Below are 20,699 nucleotides of genomic sequence, written 5' to 3' on the forward strand. Positions count from 1 at the left end.
CCCGCCCGACGCGGTCCCGGGGCGGCCGCCGCGGCCGACCGACGTCCGTCCGACGGCTCCGGGGCGGCCCGGCGACCGGCCGGCTCCTCGCCCGCCGCGCGCCGACCGGCCCGGGTCGCCGGGTCCTCGGCAGCGGCCCGCCGACCTGCGGGCGGCAGGGTTTCATCCGGTGAACGCCCCCGGCCGGCCGGCGTCGCCGGACCGTCGGGCGCCACCCGCCGACCGGTACGCGTCGCCGGATCCTCGGCGGCCGCGCGTCGACCGGTACGGGTCGTGGGGTCCTCGGGAGCGCCCGGGCGACCGGGCATCGCCGGGCCGTCGGGCGTGGCCCGGCGACCGGCCGGGGCGTCGGGCGCGGCGCGCCGACCGGTGGACGTCGCCGGACCGTCGGCCGGGACGCCCGGCACCGGCGGGGCGTTCCCGCTGTGCGGCACCACCACGGGCTGGTCGGGTTCGTCGGCACGACGGCGACCGCCCGCGCGGCCACCGACCGGACCGTCCACCCGGGACCCGCCCGCCGCGGCCGGGTCGGGCTGGGCCCGGCGGCGCCGGGGCTCGGGGTCATCCGGGCGGGCAACCCCGGTCACCGGGTCGCCGACGGGGTAGCCGGGGCCGGGGGTCGCGGCGCGCGCCGAGGGCACCCCGGCGCGACCCGTCCCAGGCTCGGCCGCCCGCCGACCATTGCCGGAGACCGGACGGACACCCGGGTCGGCATCGTCGGGAAGCGAGCGCCGACCGGCGCCGGAGACCGGACGGACCCCGGCTTCGACGCCGTCGGGAACCGAGCGCCGACCGGCGCCGGAGACGGGCCGGGCGGCCGGGTCGCCGCCGCCCGGCTGCGGGCCGGAGGCCGGGCCGTCGGGGCCGTCGGATCCGTGGCGACCACGTGGCGAGGGCGGGACCGCGACGCGCGGGCCGGGCGGGGGCACGTTCGGGCCGGGCGGTGGCCAGCCGGCGCCCGAGCCCTGGCCGGGCCGCTCGGGACCACCACGACCGCGGTCCGGGTTCGGTGGCGCGGCCCTCCCGGCGCGGTCCGGGCCGGACCCGGGCGGCGGGCCGCCACGGCCGGGATCCGGGGCGGGACCGGCGGGCGGCAGCGGGGCGCCTCGACCCACGCCGGGGCCGGCGGGCGGTGCCACCCGGCCGGGCTGACCGGCCGGGCCGCTCATCCGGCCGGCGGCCGGCGAAGCGGGCGGGTGCTGGTTGGTCGGCCCGTCCCCGGTGCGCCGGGGCGGCTCGGCGGGGTGCCGGCCAGGCTCGGCCGGGCCGGGCCGGGGACCGTCGGCCGGGCGGCGCCGGGCGGCGGCCGGCTCGGGACCGCCGGGGCGTACCGGAGGCGTGGCCGGTCCGGTGTCCGCCGGCCCGCGACGGACCGGTGACCCGTCCGGGCCCGGCCGGCCGGCGGCCGGGGGCGGCACCGCACCGGGGCGGGCGCCGCGCGGCGGCTCGGGCGTGGGCGGGACGGGGCGGGGTCTCGGGCCGGTGGGCGGCGTCCCGCCGCGCGGGGGCGGCACCGCGCCGGGCGGCGGCGCGGACGGGTCGCCGTCCGGGCCGAGCTCGCCACGCTGCTGCTTCGCCGTGCGCAGGTCGTCGATCCAGCCGAACTCCTCGCCGGCGGTCGCCTCGTCCGGCTCGGCGTCGGCCCTGCCCCGCCCCCACCGGCGGCCCTTGGCACGCGGGTCGCGCCGCTCCTCCGGGCCGTCCTCGGGCCCCTCCGGACCACGCGCCATCACTGCTGACCCTCCTCGACGGCGTCGCTGCCGCCCTCGTTCGCCCCGTCGACCTGCTCCGGACCCGCCGGGCGACCACCGTTGGCGGCCGCCGGTGCCGGCAGCCCGCGCACGATCCGGCGCAGCAGCGGCAGCCGGGTGGCCACCGCGCGCTCCGCGCCGTGGCCGCTGGGCCGGTAGTAGTCGGTCCCGACGAGATCGTCCGGAGCGTACTGCTGGGTGACCACCCCACGCTGGTCGTCGTGCGGGTAGCGATAACCGGCGCCGTGGCCCAGCCCGCGGGCGCCGGCGTAGTGCGCGTCCCGCAGCCCGCGCGGCACCTGCCCGCCCCGGCCGGCGCGCACGTCGGCGATGGCCGCGCCGATCGCCGTGGTCGCCGAGTTGGACTTCGGCGCGGTGGCCAGGTGGATCACCGCCTGGGCGAGGTTGAGCTGCGCCTCGGGCAGCCCGACGTACTCCACGGCGTGCGCGGCGGCGGTGGCCACGGTGAGCGCGGTGGGGTCGGCCATGCCGACGTCCTCGCTGGCGAAGATGACCATGCGCCGGGCGATGAACCGGGCGTCCTCGCCGGCCACCAGCATCCGGGCCAGCCAGTGCAGCGCCGCGTCCACGTCCGAACCGCGCATGCTCTTGATGAACGCGCTGGTCACGTCGTAGTGGGCGTCGCCGTCGCGGTCGTACCGTACGGCGGCGACGTCGACGGCCTGCTCGGCGGTGGCCAGGTCGATCCGGCCGGCGCCGCGCGCGGTCGCGGTGGCGGCCGCCGCCTCCAGGGCGGTCAGCGCCTTGCGGACGTCACCGCCGGCGAGGCGGACGAGGTGGTCCTCCGCCTCGGCCGCCAGGGTGAGCGCGCCGGCCAGCCCGCGCTCGTCGGCGACCGCGCGGCGCAGCAGGCCGCGCACGGCGTCGTCGTCCAGTGGCTGGAGGGTGAGCAGCACGCAGCGGGACAGCAGCGGCGAGATGACCGAGAAGTACGGATTTTCGGTGGTCGCCGCGAGCAGGGTCACCGTCCGGTCCTCGACCGCGGCGAGGAGCGAATCCTGCTGGGTCTTGCTGAACCGGTGCACCTCGTCGATGAAGAGCACGGTCGGCGGCCCGCCGGCGCGGCGCTGCCGCCGGGCGGTGTCGATCACGGCCCGGACGTCCTTCACCCCGGCCGTCAGCGCGGACATGGCGACGAAGCGGCGGTCGGTGGCGCCGGCCACCAGGTGGGCGATGGTGGTCTTGCCGCTGCCGGGCGGCCCCCAGAGGATCACCGACATCGGCGCGGCGCCCTCGACGAGCTGGCGCAGCGGGGCGCCCGGAGCGAGCAGGTGGTCCTGCCCGACCAGCTCGTCGATGCTGGCCGGCCGCATCCGGACGGGCAGCGGCGAGTCCGCCCGGGTGGCGGAGAACGCGTCGACGCCACCGGAACCCGTGGGGGCGCCGGGCGGCGCTCCGGCGGGTTCGCCGAGGGTGAAAAGGGCGTCGGACTCCATCCCGAGAACAGTACCGGGCCCGGCCGACGACGCTGGAATCGCGCCGTGGGCCGGGCCCGGGTGATCGGTTCCGGTCAGCCGCGACCCGGCCGCCGGCCCCGGTACCAGCGGCCGCCGCCGGCGCCGCGCGGACCGGCGCCGACCCCGGCCAGGTAGAGGGCGAGCAGCAAGAAACCGATCAGGCTGAGGGTCTGGTAGTTGAACAGGTCGGGGGCGCCGAGGTTGGTGTTCAGGAAGTCGAGCAACAGCGCGAGGCCGAACACGATGGCCGCGAGAATGGCGAGCATTGTCGTTCCTCCGGTGGGGGGTCCCAGTAGGTCGGCGTGGGATGTACCCGATCGGTCTGTTCGTCAATCTCCACCCTGGACCGATCCGGCCCGCCGGCCGGGCGCCGCGTCACCGGTCGGTGGCGAGGATCGCGTAGCGCACCGAGTCCCACCAGCATCTCGGTGCCGAGACCCCGGCCCCAGTGGTCGGCGTGCACCACGTAGCCGATCTCCCCGCGCCGGTGCTGCGGGCTCTCCACGGTCAGGGTGCCCATCCCGACCAGCCGGTCCCCCTCGACAGCGGCCAGCCGGTACACCGGCCGCGGCTCGGCGTCGGCCTCGGCCCGCCACGCCGGCACGGCGTCCCGGACCTCATCGGGCGAGGGCGGCTGCTCGTCCAGCACCCGGTCGAACACGCGCGGCTCGGTCATCAGCGCGTACAGCGGCGCGACGTCGGCGTCGTCCAGTTCACGCAGCGCGCAGCGGGGGCCGGCGAGTCGTACCGGTCGAACGGAGCGGACGGGGTCACGAATTCTCCTCTCGTAGGCTGGCGGCATGATCACTGCCGACCAGGTCCTGGTGGGTCGGGACGCCCTGCTCGCCGCCGCCGGCCACCACCCGTACGCCCGGCACGCGCTCTGGCGCGAACACGAGCCGCAGGGGTGGCGACGCGACGGCGCGGTGGGCTGGCTGCTCCCGCCGGAGCAGGGGCCGGCCGGCGGGGCGCTGGGGCCGGCCGGGGCGGCGCTGGAGGTCTTCGGCGATCTGGTCGCGGACGGGACCCTGCACGCCGGCCAGTGGCTGCACCTGCCCCGGACCTCGGCGGACGAGGTGGCCGGGCGGTTCTCCGTCGCCCGGCTCGACGAGTGGGACTTCCTCTGGACCACGACGGCCCCGCCACCGCAGGACGGGGAGGAGCGGGTGGTCCGGCTTACCGAGGCCGACCACCCGGCCCTCGACGCCCTGATCGAAGGCTCCTTCCCCACCACGACCTCCCGCCCGGGCGACCCGCGCATCGTCGACTGGTACGGCATCCGGGACGGCGACCGCCTGGTCGCCTGCGGGGCGGACCGCAGCCGGGGCGACGTCGGCTTCCTCGCCGGCCTCACCGTGGCGCCCGACCAACGGGGCGGGGGCCTCGGCGCGGCGCTGACCGCCGGGATGACCCGAACCCTGCTCGGCCGGTACGACCACGTGGCGCTCGGCGTCTACACCGACAATGTCGGCGCCATCCGCCTCTACCACCGCCTCGGCTACACCGGCACCGAGCCCCGCACCTCCGTCCACCTGGGCTGACGCTCTCTCCCGGCCGCCACCGTCAGGCGGGCCGGGTGCCGGCACCGGCTGCGGGCGCCGGCTGCGAGGTCGGGACGGCCACCGGCGCGGGGCCGGCAAGGCTGCCGTCGGGGCCGGTCGCCGCGAGACTCGCCCCGGACGGGACCCCTTCGGCCGCCGCTGGCGCCTGCTCCCCCGGCGTGGCCGGCTCGCCGGCGCCGGACGCGGCGGCCCGGCTCGCCCGCCAGGCCGGCAGGTAGAGCGGCGCGCCCAGGGCGAGCACCACCCCGCCGACCAGCATGGCGAGGCTGACGCTGGTGCGGTCGGCGAGGGCGGTCAGGACGACCCCGCCGAGCGCCCCGGCCGGCATGCCCATCATCGAGTTCAGCGAGAGCACGCTGGTCCGGTTCGGGCCGTCGACCTGCCGGTGCAGCAGCCCCATGTGCAGTGGGTTCGACGCGCCGTGCACGGTGTAGCAGGCCAGATAGGCGACGATCACCCCGACCGGGCCGGCGAGCAGGCCCATGCCGACCACCGTCGCGCCCTGGAGGATCCGCATCAGCGCGGCGGCGGGCGCGGCGCCCAGTCGGCGCAGCAGGAACGGAGTGAGCGCGGCGCCGGCGGCGTTGGCCAGCCAGGCCGCCGAGCCGGCCGGCCCGAGCAGGGCGGCGGCGCGATCCGCGCTGCCGACCACTTCGGAGAGCCGGACCGGCAGCAACGACTCGAACGTGACCATGCCGAAGCCCCAGAAGAGCTCGACCGCGACGAGCGCGAGCAGCACCCGGGAGCGGCGGAGCAGGCCGACCGCCTGGCCGACCATCCGGGGCGCCTCGGCCACCGAGGCGCGCAGCGCGCCGACGCCCTTGGCCGGCCGGTGCTCGACCAGCATCACCAGCAACGCCACGACCGAGACCGCCTGCAGGGCGATGGCGACCAGCAGCGGCAGGGCCAGCGCGCTGATCGGGCCGACCGGGCCGAGCGCGACCAGCCCGCCGCTGAGCAGCGCGCCGGCGCCGATGGCGAGGCCGATGACGGTGCCGGCCCAGCCCAGGCCGCGCTCGTACTCGGCGTCCGGATCGGCGGCGAGGGTGGCGTCGACGTACCAGGACTCCAGGGGACCGCTGTCCAGCGCCCGGTAGACGCCCTGCAACGCCCAGGACAGGAAGAAGAGCCAGAACGAGTCGGCCAGGGCGAAGATGGCGAGGGATACCAGGCCGACCAGCCAGGCGACGGCGAGCACCGGCTTGCGACCGAGGGCGTCGGCGAGGCCGCCGGTGGGCAACTCCAGCGCGAGGATGACCAGGCCCTGGGCGGTGCCGATCAGACCGATCTCTGACAGCGACAAGCCACGCTCCTGCATCAGCAGGATCATCACCGGGATCATCAGGCCGCCGGGCAGCCAGCGCAGGGCGTACAGGGTGAGGTAGCGGAACCGGACCTGGCGTACGGACAGGGTGCTCACGGCTTCTCCTCTGCGGTCGGTGGGGTGGCGGGCCGCAGGTCCGCCGGGAGCGGCAGGGCGGCGAGGTAGATCTGCACCTGCTCGGCGCCGGGCTCGGTGGGGTCGGCCTCCTCGCGGTAGCGATCGAGGATCTGCCACAGGTCGGCCTTCAGCGCCTCGAGCCGGGCGTGCGGGATCGTCATGAAGATGTCGCCCATGCCGAAGGCGTCGCGCCAGGCGGGCGACCACTCGTGGCGGACGGCGAACCACCGCTCGGCGATCTCGGCGAACTGCCGCACCTGTTCCCCCTCGATCCACTCGATGGCGGCGCGGGCGTCCGGGTCGTCGTCGAAGTCGGTCGGCTCCCAGTTGGTCACGTCGTGTGCGGCCCGCCAGAACCGCTGCCGGCCGGTGCCGAGATCCGGGTCCTCCGCGACCAGGCCGACCTCGGCGAGCTGGCGCAGGTGGTAGCTGGTGGCTCCGGTGTTGGTGCCGAGCAGCTCGGCCAGCTTCGTGGCGGTCGCCGGGCCCCGGACCCGCAGCGCGCCGAGCAGTCGCGTGCGCAGGGGGTGCGCCAGGACGCGCACCTGCTGGTGAGAGAGCCGCACGGCGCGCGGCGCCGGAAGCCTGTCGTCGTTCCCCATGTCTTGCACAATATCTGTGCACACTTCCTATGCACAAGACTTGTGCATAGGAAGTGTGCAAGATCTGACAGGTGACCGGACGAGGGTCAGGTGAGCAGTTCCGTGACCCCGCGCAGCCGGGTCCGGAGCAGGCCCGCGGCCCGCGAGGAGTCGAGCCGTACCTCGCTGGGGCGGTGCACGCCGACCGCGGCGCCGGTGGTGGTCCTCAGCCCGGCCGGATCGACGCCGAGCTGCCGGGCGACGAGGAGTCCCAGCTCGGCGCGGCTGACCGCGTCCGGGCCGGCCACGTTGAGCGGGCCGGCGTAGTCGCCGGCCACCAACTCCAGCACGGCGGCGGCGAGGTCGGTCACGTCGACCGGGCAGCGGAGTTCGTCGGTGAAGAGGGCGGCCCGGCCGGCCAGGGCGTCGCGGCAGAGCTGGATCTGCTTGCTCCCCTCCCCCACGATCAGCGAGGTCCGCACCAGCACCGCCCCCGGGTCGACCGCTCGCACGGCGGTCTCCGCCGCCGCCTTCGCCGCCCCGTACGCGAACACCGGGGACGGCACGTCGTCGTCGCGGTACGGCTCCGGACGCCCGCCGTGCAGGGCGTCGCTGGACAGGTGCACCAGCCGGGCCCCCACCTCGGCGGACGCGTACGCGACGTGGGCCGCCCCGTCCGCCGTGACCGTCCAGTCGTCGTACCGGTAGGGGGTGCTGACGACGGCCTCAGGGCGTACCTCGGTCAGCAGCGCGCGCACGGCGGCGCGGTCGGTGACGTCGAGCCGGCGGGTCGCGACGCCCGGCACCCCGACGGCGGCCGAGTGGAAGGTGCCGACCACCCGGTGCCCGGCCGCGACGGCCTGCCGGCACACCTCGGCGCCGAGGAAGCCGCTGGCCCCCACCACGAGCAGGTTCATCCGTCCCCCAGACGTCGAAGGGCCCGCGTCATCATGACGCGGGCCCTTCGCCAACGCCAGGATCAGGTGGGGTCGGCCACCGGGGCGGCCGGGCCGGCCGTGCCGGCGTGCGGGCCGGTCGGCGCCTTCGGCTTGGCGTCGATGCCCGCCTCGGCGCGCTGCTGGGCGGTGATCGGCGTCGGCGCGCCGGTCAGCGGGTCGAAGCCGCCCCGGGTCTTCGGGAAGGCGATGACCTCGCGGATCGAGTCGGCACCGGCGAGCAGCATGCAGACCCGGTCCCAGCCGAACGCGATGCCGCCGTGCGGCGGGGCGCCGTACTTGAACGCCTCCAGCAGGAAACCGAACTTGTCCTGCGCCTCCTCGGCGGTGATGCCGAGCAGGTCGAAGACCCGCTGCTGAACGTCGCCGCGGTGGATACGGATCGAACCGCCGCCGATCTCGTTGCCGTTGCAGACGATGTCGTACGCGTAGGCCAGGGCGCGGTCCGGGGCCTCCTCGAACCGGTCCACCCACTCGGCATTCGGCGAGGTGAACGGGTGGTGCACGGCCGTCCAGCCGCCCTCGTCCGTGCGCTCGAACATCGGCGCGTCGACCACCCAGCAGAACGCCCAGGCACTCTCGTCGACCAGGTTGGCCCGCTTGGCGATCTCGACCCGGGCCGCGCCGAGCAGCTCCTGCGCCTCCCGGGTGTCAGTGCCGGCGGCGAAGAAGACGGCGTCGCCCGGCTTCGCGCCGACCGCGTCGGCCAGGCCGGCCAGGTGCGCCTCGGAGAGGTTCTTGGCCACCGGGCCGCGCGCCTCACCGGTCTCCGCGTCGAGCACCACGTACGCGAGGCCCCGCGCGCCGCGCGCCTTCGCCCAGTCCTGCCAGCCGTCCAGCTCCTTGCGGGTCTGGCTCGCGCCGCCCGGCATGACCACGGCGCCCACGTAGCCGCCCGCGTCGATCGCGCCGGCAAACACCCGGAACTCGGTGCCGCGCAGGTAGTCGGTCAGCTCGGTCAGCTCGACGCCGTAGCGCAGGTCCGGCTTGTCCGAGCCGTACCGGGACATCGCGTCGTGCCAGGTGATCCGCGGGATCGGCCGGGGGATCTGGTAGCCGGCCAGGTCGGACCAGAGCGCCGAGACGATCGCCTCGCCAAGGTCGATCACGTCGTCCTCGGTGACGAAGGACATCTCGATGTCGAGCTGGGTGAACTCCGGCTGCCGGTCGGCGCGGAAGTCCTCGTCCCGGTAGCAGCGGGCGATCTGGTAGTACCGCTCCATGCCGCCGACCATGAGCAGCTGCTTGAACAGCTGCGGCGACTGCGGCAGCGCGTACCAGCTGCCCGGCTGGAGGCGGACCGGGACCAGGAAGTCGCGGGCGCCCTCCGGGGTGGAGCGGGTCAGCGTCGGGGTCTCGATCTCCAGGAAGTCCCGCTCGTGCAGCACCGTGCGGGCGAGCTGGTTGGCCCGCGAGCGCAGCCGCATGGCCTTCGCCGGGCCGCCGCGGCGCAGGTCCAGGTAGCGGTACTTGAGCCGGATGTCGTCGCCGGCCTCGATCTGGTCGTCGACCGGCAGCGGCAGCGGCGCGGCCTCGGAGAGCACCTCCAGCGCGGTCGCGGTCACCTCGACCTCACCGGTCGGCAGGTCCGGGTTCTCGTTGCCCTCGGGGCGGCGGGTCACCTCGCCGGTGACCTTCACGCAGAACTCGTTGCGCAGCGCGTGCGCGTCCTCCTCGCGGAAGACCACCTGGACCACGCCGGACGCGTCGCGCAGGTCGACGAAGATGACACCGCCGTGGTCGCGCCGGCGGGCCACCCACCCGGCGAGCGTCACCGTCGAGCCGGCGTCCGCCGCGCGCAGGCTTCCGGCATTGTGGGTACGGATCACGGCTGGCGTCTCCTCATCGTGGAACAGTCGTCACCCCGCATTCTGTCAGCCCCGCCCGCCGCGTCCGGCGGGCACCCGACAGCCGGACCCGATCCGGGGCGGCCTCCGGCTGCCGACCCGCCGACCCGGGACGCGCCGGGGCAGCTCCCCCAGCGGACCGTCCCGGCGACGATCGACGGTCGCGACGGTTACCGTGGCGAGGTGCGCGCCGTACCGAGCTGGGCCGTGGCCGTCGCCGCCGCCGCACCCGTCCTGCTGCTCGGCGGCACGACCGTCGCGGGCGCTCGGCAGCCGGCAGGCTATGACCCGGTCCGCGACACGATCAGCGAACTCGCCGGGCCGGGCGCCGCGGACTCCTGGATCATGGTCGGCTGCTTCGTGCTGCTCGGCGCGTGTCACCTGGCCACCGCGGCCGTCCTGCACGCCGCCGGGCTGCCCAGCCGGTTCCTGCTCGCGGTCGGCGGAGCGGCCACCGTCGCGTTGATCGCCTTTCCGCGGCCGAAGGTCGGCGGATCGCTCGGCCACGGCACGGTGGCGACGATCGCCGTCCTGGCGCTGGCGCTCTGGCCGGCCGGGTCGGCGCTGCTGCTGCCCCGTGGCCCGGACGCCGGCCACCCGGCCCGACCGGTGCTGCCGTGGGCGTTCCGGCGACCGGTGGCGCTCACCGTGACCGCGATGCTGCTGGCCCTCTTCGGCTGGTTCGTCTTCGAGGTGACCAGCGGGCACCGCGCCGGGCTCGCCGAGCGGGCGACGGCGCTGGGGGTCGGGCTCTGGCCCCCGCTGGCGGTGCTCTCGGCCCGGCGGACGCACCAACGCTGGCACAACCCTGCGCGGATCAGTCCTCCGGGTCTGCGGGAAGCAGGTGGTTCACCTCCACCGGCCCCTCGGCGAGGGCCCGGGCCCGCTCCTCGGCCGCCTGGTCGGCCCCGGTGAGCCGGCCGCCGTGCTGGCGCAGGTGCTCCTCCCAGGACGGCACCTGGTAGACCTCCATGAAGCCGTGCTCCCGCTCGCCGACCCGGAACAGCCCCCAGCGCATCGCCCCGGTACGCCGGCGCGACCGACCGACCGCCCGCATCGCCGTCACGAACGCGGCCTGCCGCTCGGGCGGGACGGTGTAGCGGAGGGTCACCAGCACCGGCCCGGTCCGTGGGTGCGCCTCCAGCGCCAGGTGCGGCTCCGGCCAGTAGATCGCCGGGTCCTGGTCGAAGCCCCGGGTGTCCCGCAGCGGCCAGCGCAGCACGCTCACCGCGCCCAGGGCCATCACCACGCCGGCCACGGCCAGCGCGGTCTCCAGGCTGGTCAGCTCGCCGAGCGCGCCCCACGCCACGGCGCCGAGCGCCTGACCACCGGCGAAGACCATCTGGTACACCGACAGGCCGCGGGCCCGTACCCAGCCGGGGATGAAGAGCTGCATCGCGGCGTTGATGCCGGACAGCACGGTCATCCAGGCCAGGCCGGCGGGCACCAGCGCGGCGATCACCACGGCCCGCACCGGCACCAGCGCGAGCACGAGCAGCACCCCGGCGTAGAGGAGTCCGGCCAGCAGCAGCCGCTGGGTGCTGGAGAAGAGCTGGCGGATCCGGGGCAGGACGACGGCGCCCGCCACCGCGCCGACGCCCAGCGCGGCGAGCAGCAGCCCGTACCCGCTGGCGCTCATGGCGAGCCGGTGGCTGGCGACCAGCGGGAGCAGGGCCCAGAGCGCGCTGCCCGGCACCACGAAGAGCGCCGTGCGCAGCAGGATCCGGCGGACCACCAGGGAGTGCCGGACGTACCGGCCGCCGGCGCGCAGCGCGGCGGTGAAACGTTCCGGCATGGGCTCGGCCTCCGGCCGGCCGTGCCGCCAGCGCAGCAGGGCGAGTGCGAAGATCACGAACGAGGCGGCGTTGATCGCGAAGACTACCGACACCCCGGCCTGGGCCACCAGCACGCCGGCCACGGCCGGCCCGACCGCACGGGCCAGGTTGACGCTGATCGAGCCGAGGGCCGAGGCGGAGACGAGCTGGGCCCGGGGCACCAGTTCCGGAATCACCGCCTGCCAGGCGGGCAGGGTGAGCGCCTGCCCGACGCCGAGCGCGAAGGTGAGGGTGAGCAGCAGGGCCGGCGGCATCCAGCCGGCCGCCGTCAGCGTGGTGAGCAGCACGCCCACACCCGCCAGAAAGCACTGGACGACGATGAGCAGCCGGCGCCGGTCGAAGGTGTCGGCGAGCGCGCCGGCCGGCAGGGCGAGCAGCAGTACGGGCAGCATGCTGGCGGTCTGCACCAGGGCGACCAGGGTGGCGGCGTTGGGCTGGTTCACCAGCAGCCACTGTGCGCCCACGGTCTGCATCCAGGTGCCGACGTTGCTGGCCAGCACCGCCAGCCAGAGGCTCCGGAACGCGGCGACGCGCAACGGTGTCCACGCCGACGCGGGGACGTCGGGTGCGGGTGTCATGGGGGCGCTCACCGGGCGGAACGTACCCCGGCGGCGGTAGGTCAGTCCGATGATCGCGGAATCCGCCCCCCGGGCGCCGACGGGGCCGGACGCGGGAACGGGCCGCCGGTCGCCCGGCGGCCCGTTCGCGAGGGTTGCTCAGTAGACGCTGACGCCGTAGACGCTCAGCGGCTCGGTGACCGGCTGGAAGTAGGTGGTGCCGCCGGTGGTGCAGTTGCCGCTGCCGCCGGAGGTGAGGCCCAGGGCGGTGCTGCCGGCGAAGAGCGAGCCACCGCTGTCGCCACCCTCGGCGCAGACGTTGGTCCGGATCAGGCCGTAGACGCTGCCCTCGGCGTAGTTCACCGTCGCGTTGGTGGCCGAGACGCTGCCGCTGTGCACGCCGGTGGTGCTGCCGGAGCGCTTGACGGCCTGGCCGACGTAGGCGTTACCGGCGCTGGTGATGTCCTGGGACGTGCCGTTGTAGAGGTAGACGGTGCCCGGCTGCGAGGCGATGCTGTACCGCACGATGCCGTAGTCGTTGCCCGGGAAGCTGGTGCCGGCACGGGTGCCCAGCACGGACGTCTGGCTGGAGTTCGAGTACCAGGTCGAACCCAGGTTGGTGCAGTGTCCGGCGGTGAGGAAGTAGTAGGTCGTGCCGCTGCGCACGTTGAAGCCCAGCGAGCACCGGTAGCCACTGCTGTAGATGGCCTGGCCGCCGGAGATGCGGGTGGTCAGCACGCCGGGCGCGGCCTCGATCCGGACCGCGCCGCCGGTGCGGGCGGCGGCGGCCTTGACGCGGTCGAGCTTGGCGCCGGTGACCGTGCTGTCGACGGAGACCACGACCTGGTTGGTGGCCGGGTCGGTCCACCAGGCGGTGCCCGGGATCCTGGCGGACCGCTCCAGCTCGGCGGTGGCCGCGTTGAGCTTGTCGGCGCCGCGGGTGACCAGCTTCGGGATCGCGCCGGCGGCGTGGACCTGGCGGGCGGCTGCGGCGTCGGTCACCGCGACGATCATCTTGCCGCTGGCGTCGGCGTACGTGCCGGCGGCGCGGTCACCGAGCTGGGTGGCGAGGGCGGCGGCGGCGTCCGGGGAAGCGGCCGAGGCGGGAGCCGCCTGGGCGGGCGCGCCGAGCAACGAGCCGGTGACCAGGGTGCCGGCCACGGCGATGGCGGCGGCGCGGCGGAGCGAGGACCTCGTGGGTCGCATGTAACAACCTCCGGAAGGGGGTGACGGGCGCCGTCACAGGAACGCGCCCGAGGGCAACCCGGCCGAGCTGGGGAAACCGGCCGGGCGAACCAAGTATTCACATATTTAAGATCCTAAGCAAGACGTCACTTTGCCCGAATTCACCCGCCGCCCCCGGTAACCGCGGCGCAACATTGTGGACACAGACCGTCGTCTATACGATTCGGCCACCGCAGTCACGCCGGCACCCGTGATCCGGAGGCCACCATGACCCTCACCCGACGCGCGCTGGCCGCTCTCGCCGGCGCCACCGCCCTCGTCCTGCTCGCCGCCAGCCCCGCCGTCGCCGCCACCACCCCACCCCCCAACTCGATGGCCAGCATGGGTGACTCGATCACCCGCGGTTTCAATGCCTGCGGCTGGTACTCCGACTGCGCCTCGCGGTCGTTCAGCACCGGCGACTACTCCAGCGTCAACAGCCACTACCTGCGGGTCCGCGCGGTCAACCCGAGCATCCAGGGCCGCAACTACAACGACGCCAGGACCGGCGCCAAGTCCGCCGACATGTACGGCCAGGCGGGCAGCGCGGTCAGCCAGGGCGTCGAGTACGTGACGATGCTGATCGGCGCCAACGACGCCTGCACCAGCTCGGAATCGAGCATGACCTCGGTGGCCACCTTCCGGGCGAACATCGACAGCGCGCTCAACCGGGTCAAGGCCGGGCTGCCCGGCGCCCGGGTGGCGGTGATCAGCATCCCGGACATCTACCGCCTCTGGTCCGTGGGCAAGGACAGCAGCAGCGCCCGCACCGCCTGGTCGCTCTTCGGGATCTGCCAGTCGATGCTGGCGAACCCGACCTCCACCAGTCAGGCCGACGTGGACCGTCGGGCCCGGGTCCGGCAGCGGGTGGTCGACTTCAACACCCAGCTCGCCCAGGCCTGCGCCGCGTACGGGGCGAACTGCGACTTCGACGGCAACGCCGTGTTCAACTACCCGTTCGCCTTGAGCCAGGTCTCGACCTGGGACTACTTCCACCCCAACACCAGCGGGCAGGCAGTGCTCGCCAGCATCTCCTACACCGCCGGCTTCAACTGGTAGGTCCCTCCCCCGCCCGGCGCGCGGACGTGCCGTCCGCGCGCCGGGTCGCACCTCAGGCCCGGCGGCGGGCACCGGGCCCGGGCCGGGGCAGCACGTCGCGCGGGTCGGTCACCTCGTGCCCCTGGTCGCAGCGCAGCGCCACCCGCACCTCGGCCCCGCAGTCGCGGTGGCTGACCGCGAGCGGGGACCCGTCCGGGTCGGCCAGGTAGCGGTCGCCCCAGCCGAGCACCGCCACCAGCACCGGCCACAGGTCGAGCCCCTTGTCGGTGAGCCGGTACTCGTGCCGCACCCGGCTGCCCGGATCCCGGTAGGGCTCCCGGCGCAGCACCCCCTGCTCGACCAGCATGGCGAGCCGGTTGGTGAGCACCTGCCGGGGAATCCCGGTGCGCACCCGCATGTCGTCGAAGCGGCGTACGCCGTTGACGACCTCGCGGAGCACGACCAGCGTCCACCGCTCGCCGAGGATCTCCATCGCCCGGGCGATGGTGCAGTTCTCCACCGACCAGTCCAGTGCCGCAGGTCTCATGCCGACCAGGCTAGGTCTCGTTGACAGACTCAGCAACGCGCTGCGAGCCTGAGTCCATGACACAGACGCAGGACCGCACCCGCACGTTCTCCTGGTCGGACCCGGTGGCCGGGGCCGCGCACATCGGCCGGCGCGGCGGCCTGGAGCTGCTGCGCGCGATGATCGCCGGGGAGCTGGCCGCGCCGCCGGTCATGCACCTGATCGACATGGCCCGGATGGAGGCGGACGAGGGTCGCGTCGCCGTCGAGTTGGTGCCGCAGGAGTTCCACTACAACCCGCTCGGCACGGTGCACGGCGGCATCATCTCCACCCTGCTGGACACCGCCGCCGGCTGTGCGGTGCACACCACCCTGCCGGCCGGTGTCGGCTACACCTCGCTGGACCTGAACGTGAAGTTCCTCCGCCCGGTCACCGTGGCCAGCGGCACCCTGCGCTGCGAGGGCACCGTCCTCCAGCGCGGCCGCCGTACGGCCCTGGCCGAGGCCCGCCTCACCGACACCCGGGCCCGCCTCATCGCGCACGCCACGTCCACCTGCCTCCTCTTCCCCCTCGACCCCCCTGCCTGACCTCCCCCGCCCCCGCCCCCGCCCCCGCGATCTTGCACTCTCGGCCCCCGAGGAGCCGGTTTCGCGGCTTTTGCCGGGGCATCAAGTGCAAGATCGGCGGGTAGGGGGCCGGGGGTCAGTGGGCGGTGGTCAGGCGGGCGGCGCGGGTGGCTCGTCTTTCCTCGAAACGGGCCGCTTGGGTCTCCAGGGTGTCGAGGTGGGCGGCGATCTGGTCGCGGGCGACCTCGCCGTCGGCGTCCAGGCCGGTCGCCTCGAAGATGTTCCACTGGCGCAGCACCGGGGCGACCACCTCGTCCCGGTGCTGGCGGAGGTCATAGATCCCGGCCAGGGCGATGGTCACCGCCTTGCGGGCGAAGCCCTCGATGCCGACGCCCGGCATCTGGAAGTCGGCCAGCACGTCGGCGACCGCCCGCATGGCCTGGCTCGGCGCCAGCTCGAAGGCCGCGCCGAGCAGGTTGCGGTAGAAGACCATGTGCAGGTTCTCGTCGGCCGCCACCCGGGCCAGCAGCGCCTCGCAGGTCGGGTCGCCGGCGGCGCGGCCGGTGTTGCGGTGCGAGATGCGGGTGGCCAGTTCCTGGAACGAGACGTACGCCAGCGAATGCAGCATCTCCTCGTCGTGCACGTTGCGGTACCCGTTCGACATGTGCACCATCCGGGCCCGCTCCAGCGCCACCGGGTCGACCGCCCGGGTCACTGTGAGGTAGTCGCGGATCGCGGTGCCGTGCCGGCCCTCCTCGGCGGTCCACCGGTGCACCCAGGTGCCCCACGCGCCGTCCCGCCCGAAGAGGCTGGCGATCTCGTGGTGGTACGAGGGCAGGTTGTCCTCGGTGAGCAGGTTGACGATCAGGGCGGTCCGGGCCACCTCGGGCAGCGCCGAATCCCGCTCCGCCCAGGGCTCGCCGCCGAGCGGGCCGTCGAAGGTGCGCCCCTCGCTCCACGGCACGTACTCGTGCGGGAACCATTCCTTCGCCAACGACAGGTGCCGGTCGAGGTTCTTCTCGACCACGGGTTCGAGCTCGCGGAGCAGGGCGGTCTGGCTGAGCACGGTCACGACGGTCTCCCTACGGTGGCGTAAGTTACGCCACCGTAGGTCGAAACGCCGTCAGGCGCCAGTCGACGCGGGGCCCACCAGCGGTTTCAGGTCCGCGCGGGGCGGGGTCCACTCGCCCGCCGCCGCGGCCACCTGCTCGCCCGAGCGGATGTCCTTCACCTCGTCGCCCTCGGCGCCCGGGAACCAGACGTACGGGATGCCGCGCCGCTCGGCGTAGCGGATCTGCTTGCCGAACTTGGCGGCGCTCGGCGACACCTCGGTGGGGACGCCCCGCGAGCGCAGCGCCTCGGCCACCCGGTTGCTCGCCGGCCGATCGTCCTCGCTGGTCACCGCGACCAGCACGCAGGTCGGCACGCTGCGGGAGACCGTCAGCGCCTCGGCGCCGAAGAGCAGCCCGAGCAGCCGGGTCACCCCGATCGAGATGCCCACCCCCGGGAAGCGGACCGCGCCCGAGCTGGCCAGGTTGTCGTACCGGCCGCCGGAGCAGACCGAGCCGAACCGTTCGTAGCCGATCATCTGCGTCTCGTACACGGTGCCGGTGTAGTAGTCCAGGCCCCGGGCGATGCGCAGGTCGGCGACGCAGAGCCCGGGCGAGTGCGCGGCGGCGGTCTCCACCACGGCGGTCAGCTCCGCGATGCCCTCGTCCAGCAGCGGGTCGCTCACCCCGAGGGCGCGGACGGCGTCGGCGAAGGAGGCGTCCGGCGCGGAGATCTCGGCCAGGGCCAGGCACGCCTTGGCCTGCGCCTCGCTCGCGCCGGCGGTCTCCGCCAGCAGCTCGGCCACCCGGGTCGGGCCGAGCTTGTCGAGCTTGTCGATCGCGCGCAGCGCCGCCTCCGGGTCGGTCAGCCCGATCCCCCGGTAGAAGCCCTCACAGATCTTGCGGTTGTTCACCTGGATGCGCACGGGCGGGATCGGCAGCGAGCGCAGCGCGTCCCCGATGACCAGCGGCATCTCGGCCTCGTAGTGGGCCGGCAGGGTGTCCCGGTCGACGATGTCGATGTCGGCCTGGAGGAACTCCCGGTAGCGCCCCTCCTGCGGGCGCTCCCCCCGCCACACCTTCTGGACCTGGTAGCGGCGGAACGGGAACTGCAGCTTGCCGGCGTTCTCCAGCACGTACCGGGCGAACGGCACGGTCAGGTCGAAGTGCAGGCCGAGCGCGTCGTCCCCGGTGGCCGACTCCGGATCGGCCTGCAGCCGGCGCAGCACGTAGACCTCCTTCGAGGTCTCTCCCTTGCGCAGCAGCTGGTCGAGGGGCTCGACCGAGCGGGTCTCCAGCGGGGCGAAGCCGTACAGCTCGAAGGTGGCGCGGATCCGGTCGAGCACGAACTGCTCGATCATCCGCTGGGCGGGCGTCCACTCCGGGAAGCCGGAGATGGGCGTGGGCTTGCTCATGGCGTACTCCTTGGCGCCGCGCGGTGGGCGCGGTGCGGTCGTCGGTCGCGGTGGCTACAGACCGCGGGTGGGCGCGGCCGGGCGGGCGTCGCCGGTCCCCGCCACCTCGAGGAGGTACGGGTTCGTCGCGCGCTCGCGGCCGATGGTGGTCGCGGGGCCGTGGCCGGGCAGGACGACGGTGTCGTCGGCCAGCGGGAGGACCTTGTCCCGGAGGCTGGCCAGCATGCGGGGCATGCTGCCGCCCGGCAGGTCGGTGCGGCCGATGGAGCCGGCGAAGAGCACGTCGCCGGAGAGGCAGATCTGCTCGGCCTCCCAGGGCGAGCCGGCGCCGGGCATCCGGAACAGCACCGACCCGCCGGTATGGCCGGGGGCGTGGTCGACGGTGATCTCCAACCCGGCGAGGCGCAGCGTGGAGCCGTCGGTCAGCTCGGCCACGTCCTCCGGCTCGGCGTACGGCAGCCGGCCGCCGAAGAGCTGGGTGAGGTCCATCGAGAGCGCCTTGCTCGGGTCGGCCAGCAGCTCCCGGTCGTCCGGGTGGACGTACGCGGTGATGCCGCGGGCGCCGCAGACCGGCGCGACGGAGAAGGTGTGGTCGAGGTGGCCGTGGGTGAGCAACACGGCGGCCGGGTGCAGGCGGTGCTCGGCGAGCACGGCGTCGAGCCGGTCGAGCACCCCGATCCCGGGGTCGACCACCACGCACTGCTCCCCCGGCGCGGTCGCCACCACGTAGCAGTTGGTGCCGAAGGCGTCCGCGGGAAAGCCGGCCACGAGCACGTCCGCTCCCCTTCCGTTCCGGTACGTCGTCCCGGTCAGCAGCCTAGTCGCACCGGCCAGCGGTTTCCGCCGACCCACTGGTCGCAATGACCCCGCCGAGCACAGTGACAACGCCCGATAAACCGAGGCCGTACCTCGTACACCACTTTCCCAGCCGGTACCCGTACACTCTGGCGGGCGTGTGGCGTGGCGCACCTGCGCACCCGGCGGGCGGACCATGCCCGGCGCCGGCGAGGACCAGGGTAGAGGAAGGGGAGCACGGGTGGCTTCCAGCAGGGACCGGCAGCGCAAACTGGCGCGGGCCAAGCTCGACCGGCAGCTCGCCCGGCGGGCTGCCGCCGCGAAGCGCCGCCGGCAGATCCAGGCCGGCGTCGGCGCCGCCCTGGTGCTCGCGCTGATCGTCGTCGGTTCGGCCTGGGCGCTCGGGGCGTTCGACTCGAAGGCGGAGAAGAAGGCCGCCGAGGACGTCTGCCTCTGGACCCCCCAGGACGCCACCGGCAACACCAACCTCAAGGACGTCGGCACGCCGAAGACCACGGACCTGCCGACCGCGGGCACCCGGGCCATGACGGTCACCACCAACCAGGGTGCCCCGATCACCGCCGAGCTCGACCTCGCCTCCGCGCCGTGCGCGGCGGCCAGCATCTCGTACCTGGCCGGCAAGTCGTTCTACGACAACACCAAGTGCCACGAGATCACCACCGAGGGCGCGCTGCGCTGCGGCGACCCGAGCGGCACCGGCATCGGCGGCCCGACCTACTCGTTCTACGACGAGAACGTCCCCACCGCGGCGCCGAGCCCGTCCGGCTCGCCCGACCCGGGCCAGGCTCCGGCGTACCCGAAGGGCACGGTCGCCATGATCGCCAACCCGCCGGGCGCCAACAGCAGCCAGTTCCTGATCTTCTTCAAGGACTTCAACCCGACCACGCCGGCCTACCCGGTGATCGGCAAGATCACCGGCGGCCTGGACGTGCTGGAGAAGATCGGTGCCCTCCCGACCGTGGACAATGGGAGCGGAGCCAAGGTCAAGCCGAAGACGGACGTGGTGATCCAGAGCCTCACCGTCGGCGAGGTGAACGGCACCGCGGCCGCCACGAGCGCGCCGTCGGCCAGCCCCAGCGCCGGCTGACCCGGCCCGTCCCGACCCCTGAGCAGCGGCGGTAGCGCCGCACCCGAGAAACACCGGAGGAGTTGACCGTGACGTCCACGAGAGAGCGGCAGCGCGCGGCGGCGCGGGCCCGACTCGAGCGGGAGATGGCCGAGCGCGCCAGCCGGGCCCGCAAGCGCCGGCAGACGCAGGCCATCGTCGGTGCCGCGGCCGTGCTGGTGCTCGTGGTCGCCGGCACCGTCTGGCTGGCCACCTCGCTCGGCGGCGACGACAAGAAGCAGACCAACGCGAACACCGCGGGCTACTCGCAGTGCGTCTACACCGAGATCGGGAAAGACGCGCGCCCCAAGCAGATCAAGGACGTCGGGCTGCCCCCGAACCAGCAGGACAACAAGGGCATCCAGACGATGACGATGGACACCAATCTGGGCGCCATCACCGCCAAGATCGACCGGAGTGAGGTGCCCTGCACCGCAGGTAGCTTCACCCACCTGGCCAGCAAGGGCTTCTTCGACAACACCAAGTGCCACCGGCTGGTGACCCAGGGGATCAAGGTGCTCCAGTGCGGTGACCCGAGCGCGACCGGCAGCGGCTGGCGGGACACCGACGGCACCGGCGGCCCGAGCTACAACATGGCCGAGGAGAACCTGCCCACCGACGAGCGGCCGCCGTACCCGGAGGGCGTCATCGCGATGGCCAACTCCGGAGCGCCGAGCAGCACGGGCAGCCAGTTCTTCATCGTCTACGGCGACTCCCAGCTCGACCCGAACTACACGGTGCTGGGCACGATCACCGGCGGCATGGACGTGGTCAAGCAGGTCGCGGCGGCCGGCGACGACGGCGCCTTCGCCCAGCAGGCCGGCGGCGGTCACCCGAAGAAGGAGATCGTCATCAACAAGCTGACGATGAGTGACATCCAGGGCGGCTGACCCGCCCGCACCACGCAGAAGCGCCCGCCGGCTGACAAAGCCGGCGGGCGCTTTTCCGTACG

At 74.4% G+C, this 20,699-nt stretch carries 19 protein-coding genes; 6 read left to right on the plus strand and 13 right to left on the minus strand.

Annotation, left to right across the window (positions count from 1 at the left end; all coding sequences use genetic code 11):
• Positions 1 to 1,729 precede the first annotated feature (1,729 nt).
• The 3 genes from Q2K19_RS32970 to Q2K19_RS32980 all read right to left on the minus strand — a co-directional run bounded on the left by Q2K19_RS32970 (position 1,730) and on the right by Q2K19_RS32980 (position 4,031).
• Positions 1,730 to 3,208 (minus strand): replication-associated recombination protein A, encoded by a 1,479-nt coding sequence (locus Q2K19_RS32970; protein ID WP_302766384.1) that lies wholly within the window; start codon positions 3,206 to 3,208, stop codon positions 1,730 to 1,732.
• A 74-nt stretch (positions 3,209 to 3,282) separates the two neighbouring features.
• The gene (locus Q2K19_RS32975; RefSeq protein WP_302766385.1) at positions 3,283 to 3,495 is read right to left on the minus strand and encodes a hypothetical protein; all 213 of its coding nucleotides are present in this window, start codon (positions 3,493 to 3,495) and stop codon (positions 3,283 to 3,285) included.
• Positions 3,438 to 4,031 (minus strand): GNAT family N-acetyltransferase, encoded by a 594-nt coding sequence (locus Q2K19_RS32980; RefSeq protein WP_302766386.1) that lies wholly within the window; start codon positions 4,029 to 4,031, stop codon positions 3,438 to 3,440. Before Q2K19_RS32980 ends, Q2K19_RS32975 begins: the two co-directional genes overlap by 58 nt.
• On the opposite strand from Q2K19_RS32980, the gene Q2K19_RS32985 reads away from it, so the two are divergent.
• The gene (locus Q2K19_RS32985) at positions 4,030 to 4,770 is read left to right on the plus strand and encodes a GNAT family N-acetyltransferase (protein WP_302766387.1); all 741 of its coding nucleotides are present in this window, start codon (positions 4,030 to 4,032) and stop codon (positions 4,768 to 4,770) included. The two genes, Q2K19_RS32980 and Q2K19_RS32985, sit on opposite strands and share 2 nt — an antisense overlap.
• A 22-nt stretch (positions 4,771 to 4,792) precedes the next feature.
• Here the strand turns inward: Q2K19_RS32985 and Q2K19_RS32990 are convergent, their stop codons facing one another.
• The 4 genes from Q2K19_RS32990 to aspS form a co-directional block, all read right to left on the minus strand.
• Positions 4,793 to 6,211, minus strand: a complete 1,419-nt coding sequence (locus Q2K19_RS32990) for an MFS transporter (protein WP_302766388.1) — start codon at positions 6,209 to 6,211, stop codon at positions 4,793 to 4,795.
• Positions 6,208 to 6,834 carry an ArsR/SmtB family transcription factor gene (locus tag Q2K19_RS32995; protein ID WP_302766390.1) on the minus strand — a complete coding sequence of 209 codons (627 nt, stop codon included), beginning with the start codon at positions 6,832 to 6,834 and terminating at the stop codon, positions 6,208 to 6,210. The genes Q2K19_RS32990 and Q2K19_RS32995 overlap by 4 nt, the downstream gene beginning before the upstream one ends.
• Positions 6,835 to 6,920: 86 nt before the next feature.
• Positions 6,921 to 7,730, minus strand: a complete 810-nt coding sequence (locus Q2K19_RS33000) for an SDR family oxidoreductase (protein ID WP_302766391.1) — start codon at positions 7,728 to 7,730, stop codon at positions 6,921 to 6,923.
• Positions 7,731 to 7,792: 62 nt separating this feature from the next.
• Complete coding sequence (aspS, locus tag Q2K19_RS33005; RefSeq protein ID WP_302766393.1) at positions 7,793 to 9,598, minus strand: aspartate--tRNA ligase; 1,806 nt, start codon at positions 9,596 to 9,598, stop codon at positions 7,793 to 7,795.
• Positions 9,599 to 9,799: 201 nt separating this feature from the next.
• Between aspS and Q2K19_RS33010 the strand changes: the two genes are divergently transcribed.
• Positions 9,800 to 10,531 (plus strand): DUF998 domain-containing protein, encoded by a 732-nt coding sequence (locus Q2K19_RS33010; RefSeq protein ID WP_302766395.1) that lies wholly within the window; start codon positions 9,800 to 9,802, stop codon positions 10,529 to 10,531.
• On the opposite strand, the gene Q2K19_RS33015 is transcribed toward Q2K19_RS33010, so the two are convergent.
• Both Q2K19_RS33015 and Q2K19_RS33020 read right to left on the minus strand, forming a co-directional pair.
• A complete protein-coding gene (locus Q2K19_RS33015) occupies positions 10,434 to 12,041 on the minus strand; it encodes an MFS transporter (protein WP_368046123.1) in 1,608 nt (535 codons plus the stop codon). The two genes, Q2K19_RS33010 and Q2K19_RS33015, sit on opposite strands and share 98 nt — an antisense overlap.
• A gap of 126 nt (positions 12,042 to 12,167) precedes the next feature.
• The gene (locus Q2K19_RS33020; protein ID WP_302766397.1) at positions 12,168 to 13,214 is read right to left on the minus strand and encodes a S1 family peptidase; all 1,047 of its coding nucleotides are present in this window, start codon (positions 13,212 to 13,214) and stop codon (positions 12,168 to 12,170) included.
• Between the two features lie 246 nt (positions 13,215 to 13,460).
• Between Q2K19_RS33020 and Q2K19_RS33025 the strand changes: the two genes are divergently transcribed.
• Positions 13,461 to 14,291, plus strand: a complete 831-nt coding sequence (locus Q2K19_RS33025) for an SGNH/GDSL hydrolase family protein (RefSeq protein WP_302766399.1) — start codon at positions 13,461 to 13,463, stop codon at positions 14,289 to 14,291.
• 52 nt (positions 14,292 to 14,343) lie between these two features.
• Here the strand turns inward: Q2K19_RS33025 and Q2K19_RS33030 are convergent, their stop codons facing one another.
• A complete protein-coding gene (locus Q2K19_RS33030; RefSeq protein ID WP_302766402.1) occupies positions 14,344 to 14,817 on the minus strand; it encodes a winged helix-turn-helix transcriptional regulator in 474 nt (157 codons plus the stop codon).
• Positions 14,818 to 14,873: 56 nt separating this feature from the next.
• Here Q2K19_RS33030 and Q2K19_RS33035 point away from each other — a divergent pair, with 56 nt between their 5' ends.
• On the plus strand, positions 14,874 to 15,383 hold the full coding sequence (locus tag Q2K19_RS33035) for a PaaI family thioesterase (RefSeq protein ID WP_302766404.1): 510 nt from the start codon (positions 14,874 to 14,876) through the stop codon (positions 15,381 to 15,383).
• 115 nt (positions 15,384 to 15,498) lie between these two features.
• On the opposite strand, the gene Q2K19_RS33040 is transcribed toward Q2K19_RS33035, so the two are convergent.
• The 3 genes from Q2K19_RS33040 to Q2K19_RS33050 are packed head-to-tail and all read right to left on the minus strand — an operon-like array spanning position 15,499 to position 18,600.
• The gene (locus Q2K19_RS33040; protein ID WP_302766406.1) at positions 15,499 to 16,434 is read right to left on the minus strand and encodes an acyl-ACP desaturase; all 936 of its coding nucleotides are present in this window, start codon (positions 16,432 to 16,434) and stop codon (positions 15,499 to 15,501) included.
• Positions 16,435 to 16,485: 51 nt separating this feature from the next.
• Positions 16,486 to 17,826: a histidine--tRNA ligase gene (gene hisS / locus Q2K19_RS33045; protein ID WP_302766407.1), complete on the minus strand. Its 1,341-nt coding sequence runs from the start codon at positions 17,824 to 17,826 to the stop codon at positions 16,486 to 16,488.
• A 54-nt stretch (positions 17,827 to 17,880) separates the two neighbouring features.
• Positions 17,881 to 18,600, minus strand: a complete 720-nt coding sequence (locus tag Q2K19_RS33050; RefSeq protein WP_302766409.1) for an MBL fold metallo-hydrolase — start codon at positions 18,598 to 18,600, stop codon at positions 17,881 to 17,883.
• 262 nt (positions 18,601 to 18,862) lie between these two features.
• Between Q2K19_RS33050 and Q2K19_RS33055 the strand changes: the two genes are divergently transcribed.
• Both Q2K19_RS33055 and Q2K19_RS33060 read left to right on the plus strand, forming a co-directional pair.
• A complete protein-coding gene (locus Q2K19_RS33055) occupies positions 18,863 to 19,729 on the plus strand; it encodes a peptidylprolyl isomerase (RefSeq protein WP_302766410.1) in 867 nt (288 codons plus the stop codon).
• 68 nt (positions 19,730 to 19,797) lie between these two features.
• A complete protein-coding gene (locus tag Q2K19_RS33060; protein WP_302766411.1) occupies positions 19,798 to 20,637 on the plus strand; it encodes a peptidylprolyl isomerase in 840 nt (279 codons plus the stop codon).
• The last annotated feature ends 62 nt before the right edge of the window (positions 20,638 to 20,699 follow it).

The organism is Micromonospora sp. NBRC 110009 (assembly GCF_030518795.1).
Lineage (GTDB): Bacteria > Actinomycetota > Actinomycetes > Mycobacteriales > Micromonosporaceae > Micromonospora.

What these genes read in the sequence shown, in the direction of transcription:
- Q2K19_RS32970 (WP_302766384.1), bottom strand. Translation starts at nt 3,208, where the DNA reads ATGGAGTCCGACGCCCTTTTCACCCTCGGCGAACCCGCCGGAGCGCCG.
- Q2K19_RS32975 (WP_302766385.1), bottom strand. Translation starts at nt 3,495, where the DNA reads ATGCTCGCCATTCTCGCGGCCATCGTGTTCGGCCTCGCGCTGTTGCTC.
- Q2K19_RS32985 (WP_302766387.1), top strand. Translation starts at nt 4,030, where the DNA reads ATGATCACTGCCGACCAGGTCCTGGTGGGTCGGGACGCCCTGCTCGCC.
- Q2K19_RS32980 (WP_302766386.1), bottom strand. Translation starts at nt 4,031, where the DNA reads ATGCCGCCAGCCTACGAGAGGAGAATTCGTGACCCCGTCCGCTCCGTT.
- Q2K19_RS32995 (WP_302766390.1), bottom strand. Translation starts at nt 6,834, where the DNA reads ATGGGGAACGACGACAGGCTTCCGGCGCCGCGCGCCGTGCGGCTCTCT.
- Q2K19_RS33000 (WP_302766391.1), bottom strand. Translation starts at nt 7,730, where the DNA reads ATGAACCTGCTCGTGGTGGGGGCCAGCGGCTTCCTCGGCGCCGAGGTG.
- Q2K19_RS33020 (WP_302766397.1), bottom strand. Translation starts at nt 13,214, where the DNA reads ATGCGACCCACGAGGTCCTCGCTCCGCCGCGCCGCCGCCATCGCCGTG.
- Q2K19_RS33025 (WP_302766399.1), top strand. Translation starts at nt 13,461, where the DNA reads ATGACCCTCACCCGACGCGCGCTGGCCGCTCTCGCCGGCGCCACCGCC.
- Q2K19_RS33030 (WP_302766402.1), bottom strand. Translation starts at nt 14,817, where the DNA reads ATGAGACCTGCGGCACTGGACTGGTCGGTGGAGAACTGCACCATCGCC.
- Q2K19_RS33035 (WP_302766404.1), top strand. Translation starts at nt 14,874, where the DNA reads ATGACACAGACGCAGGACCGCACCCGCACGTTCTCCTGGTCGGACCCG.
- hisS (WP_302766407.1), bottom strand. Translation starts at nt 17,826, where the DNA reads ATGAGCAAGCCCACGCCCATCTCCGGCTTCCCGGAGTGGACGCCCGCC.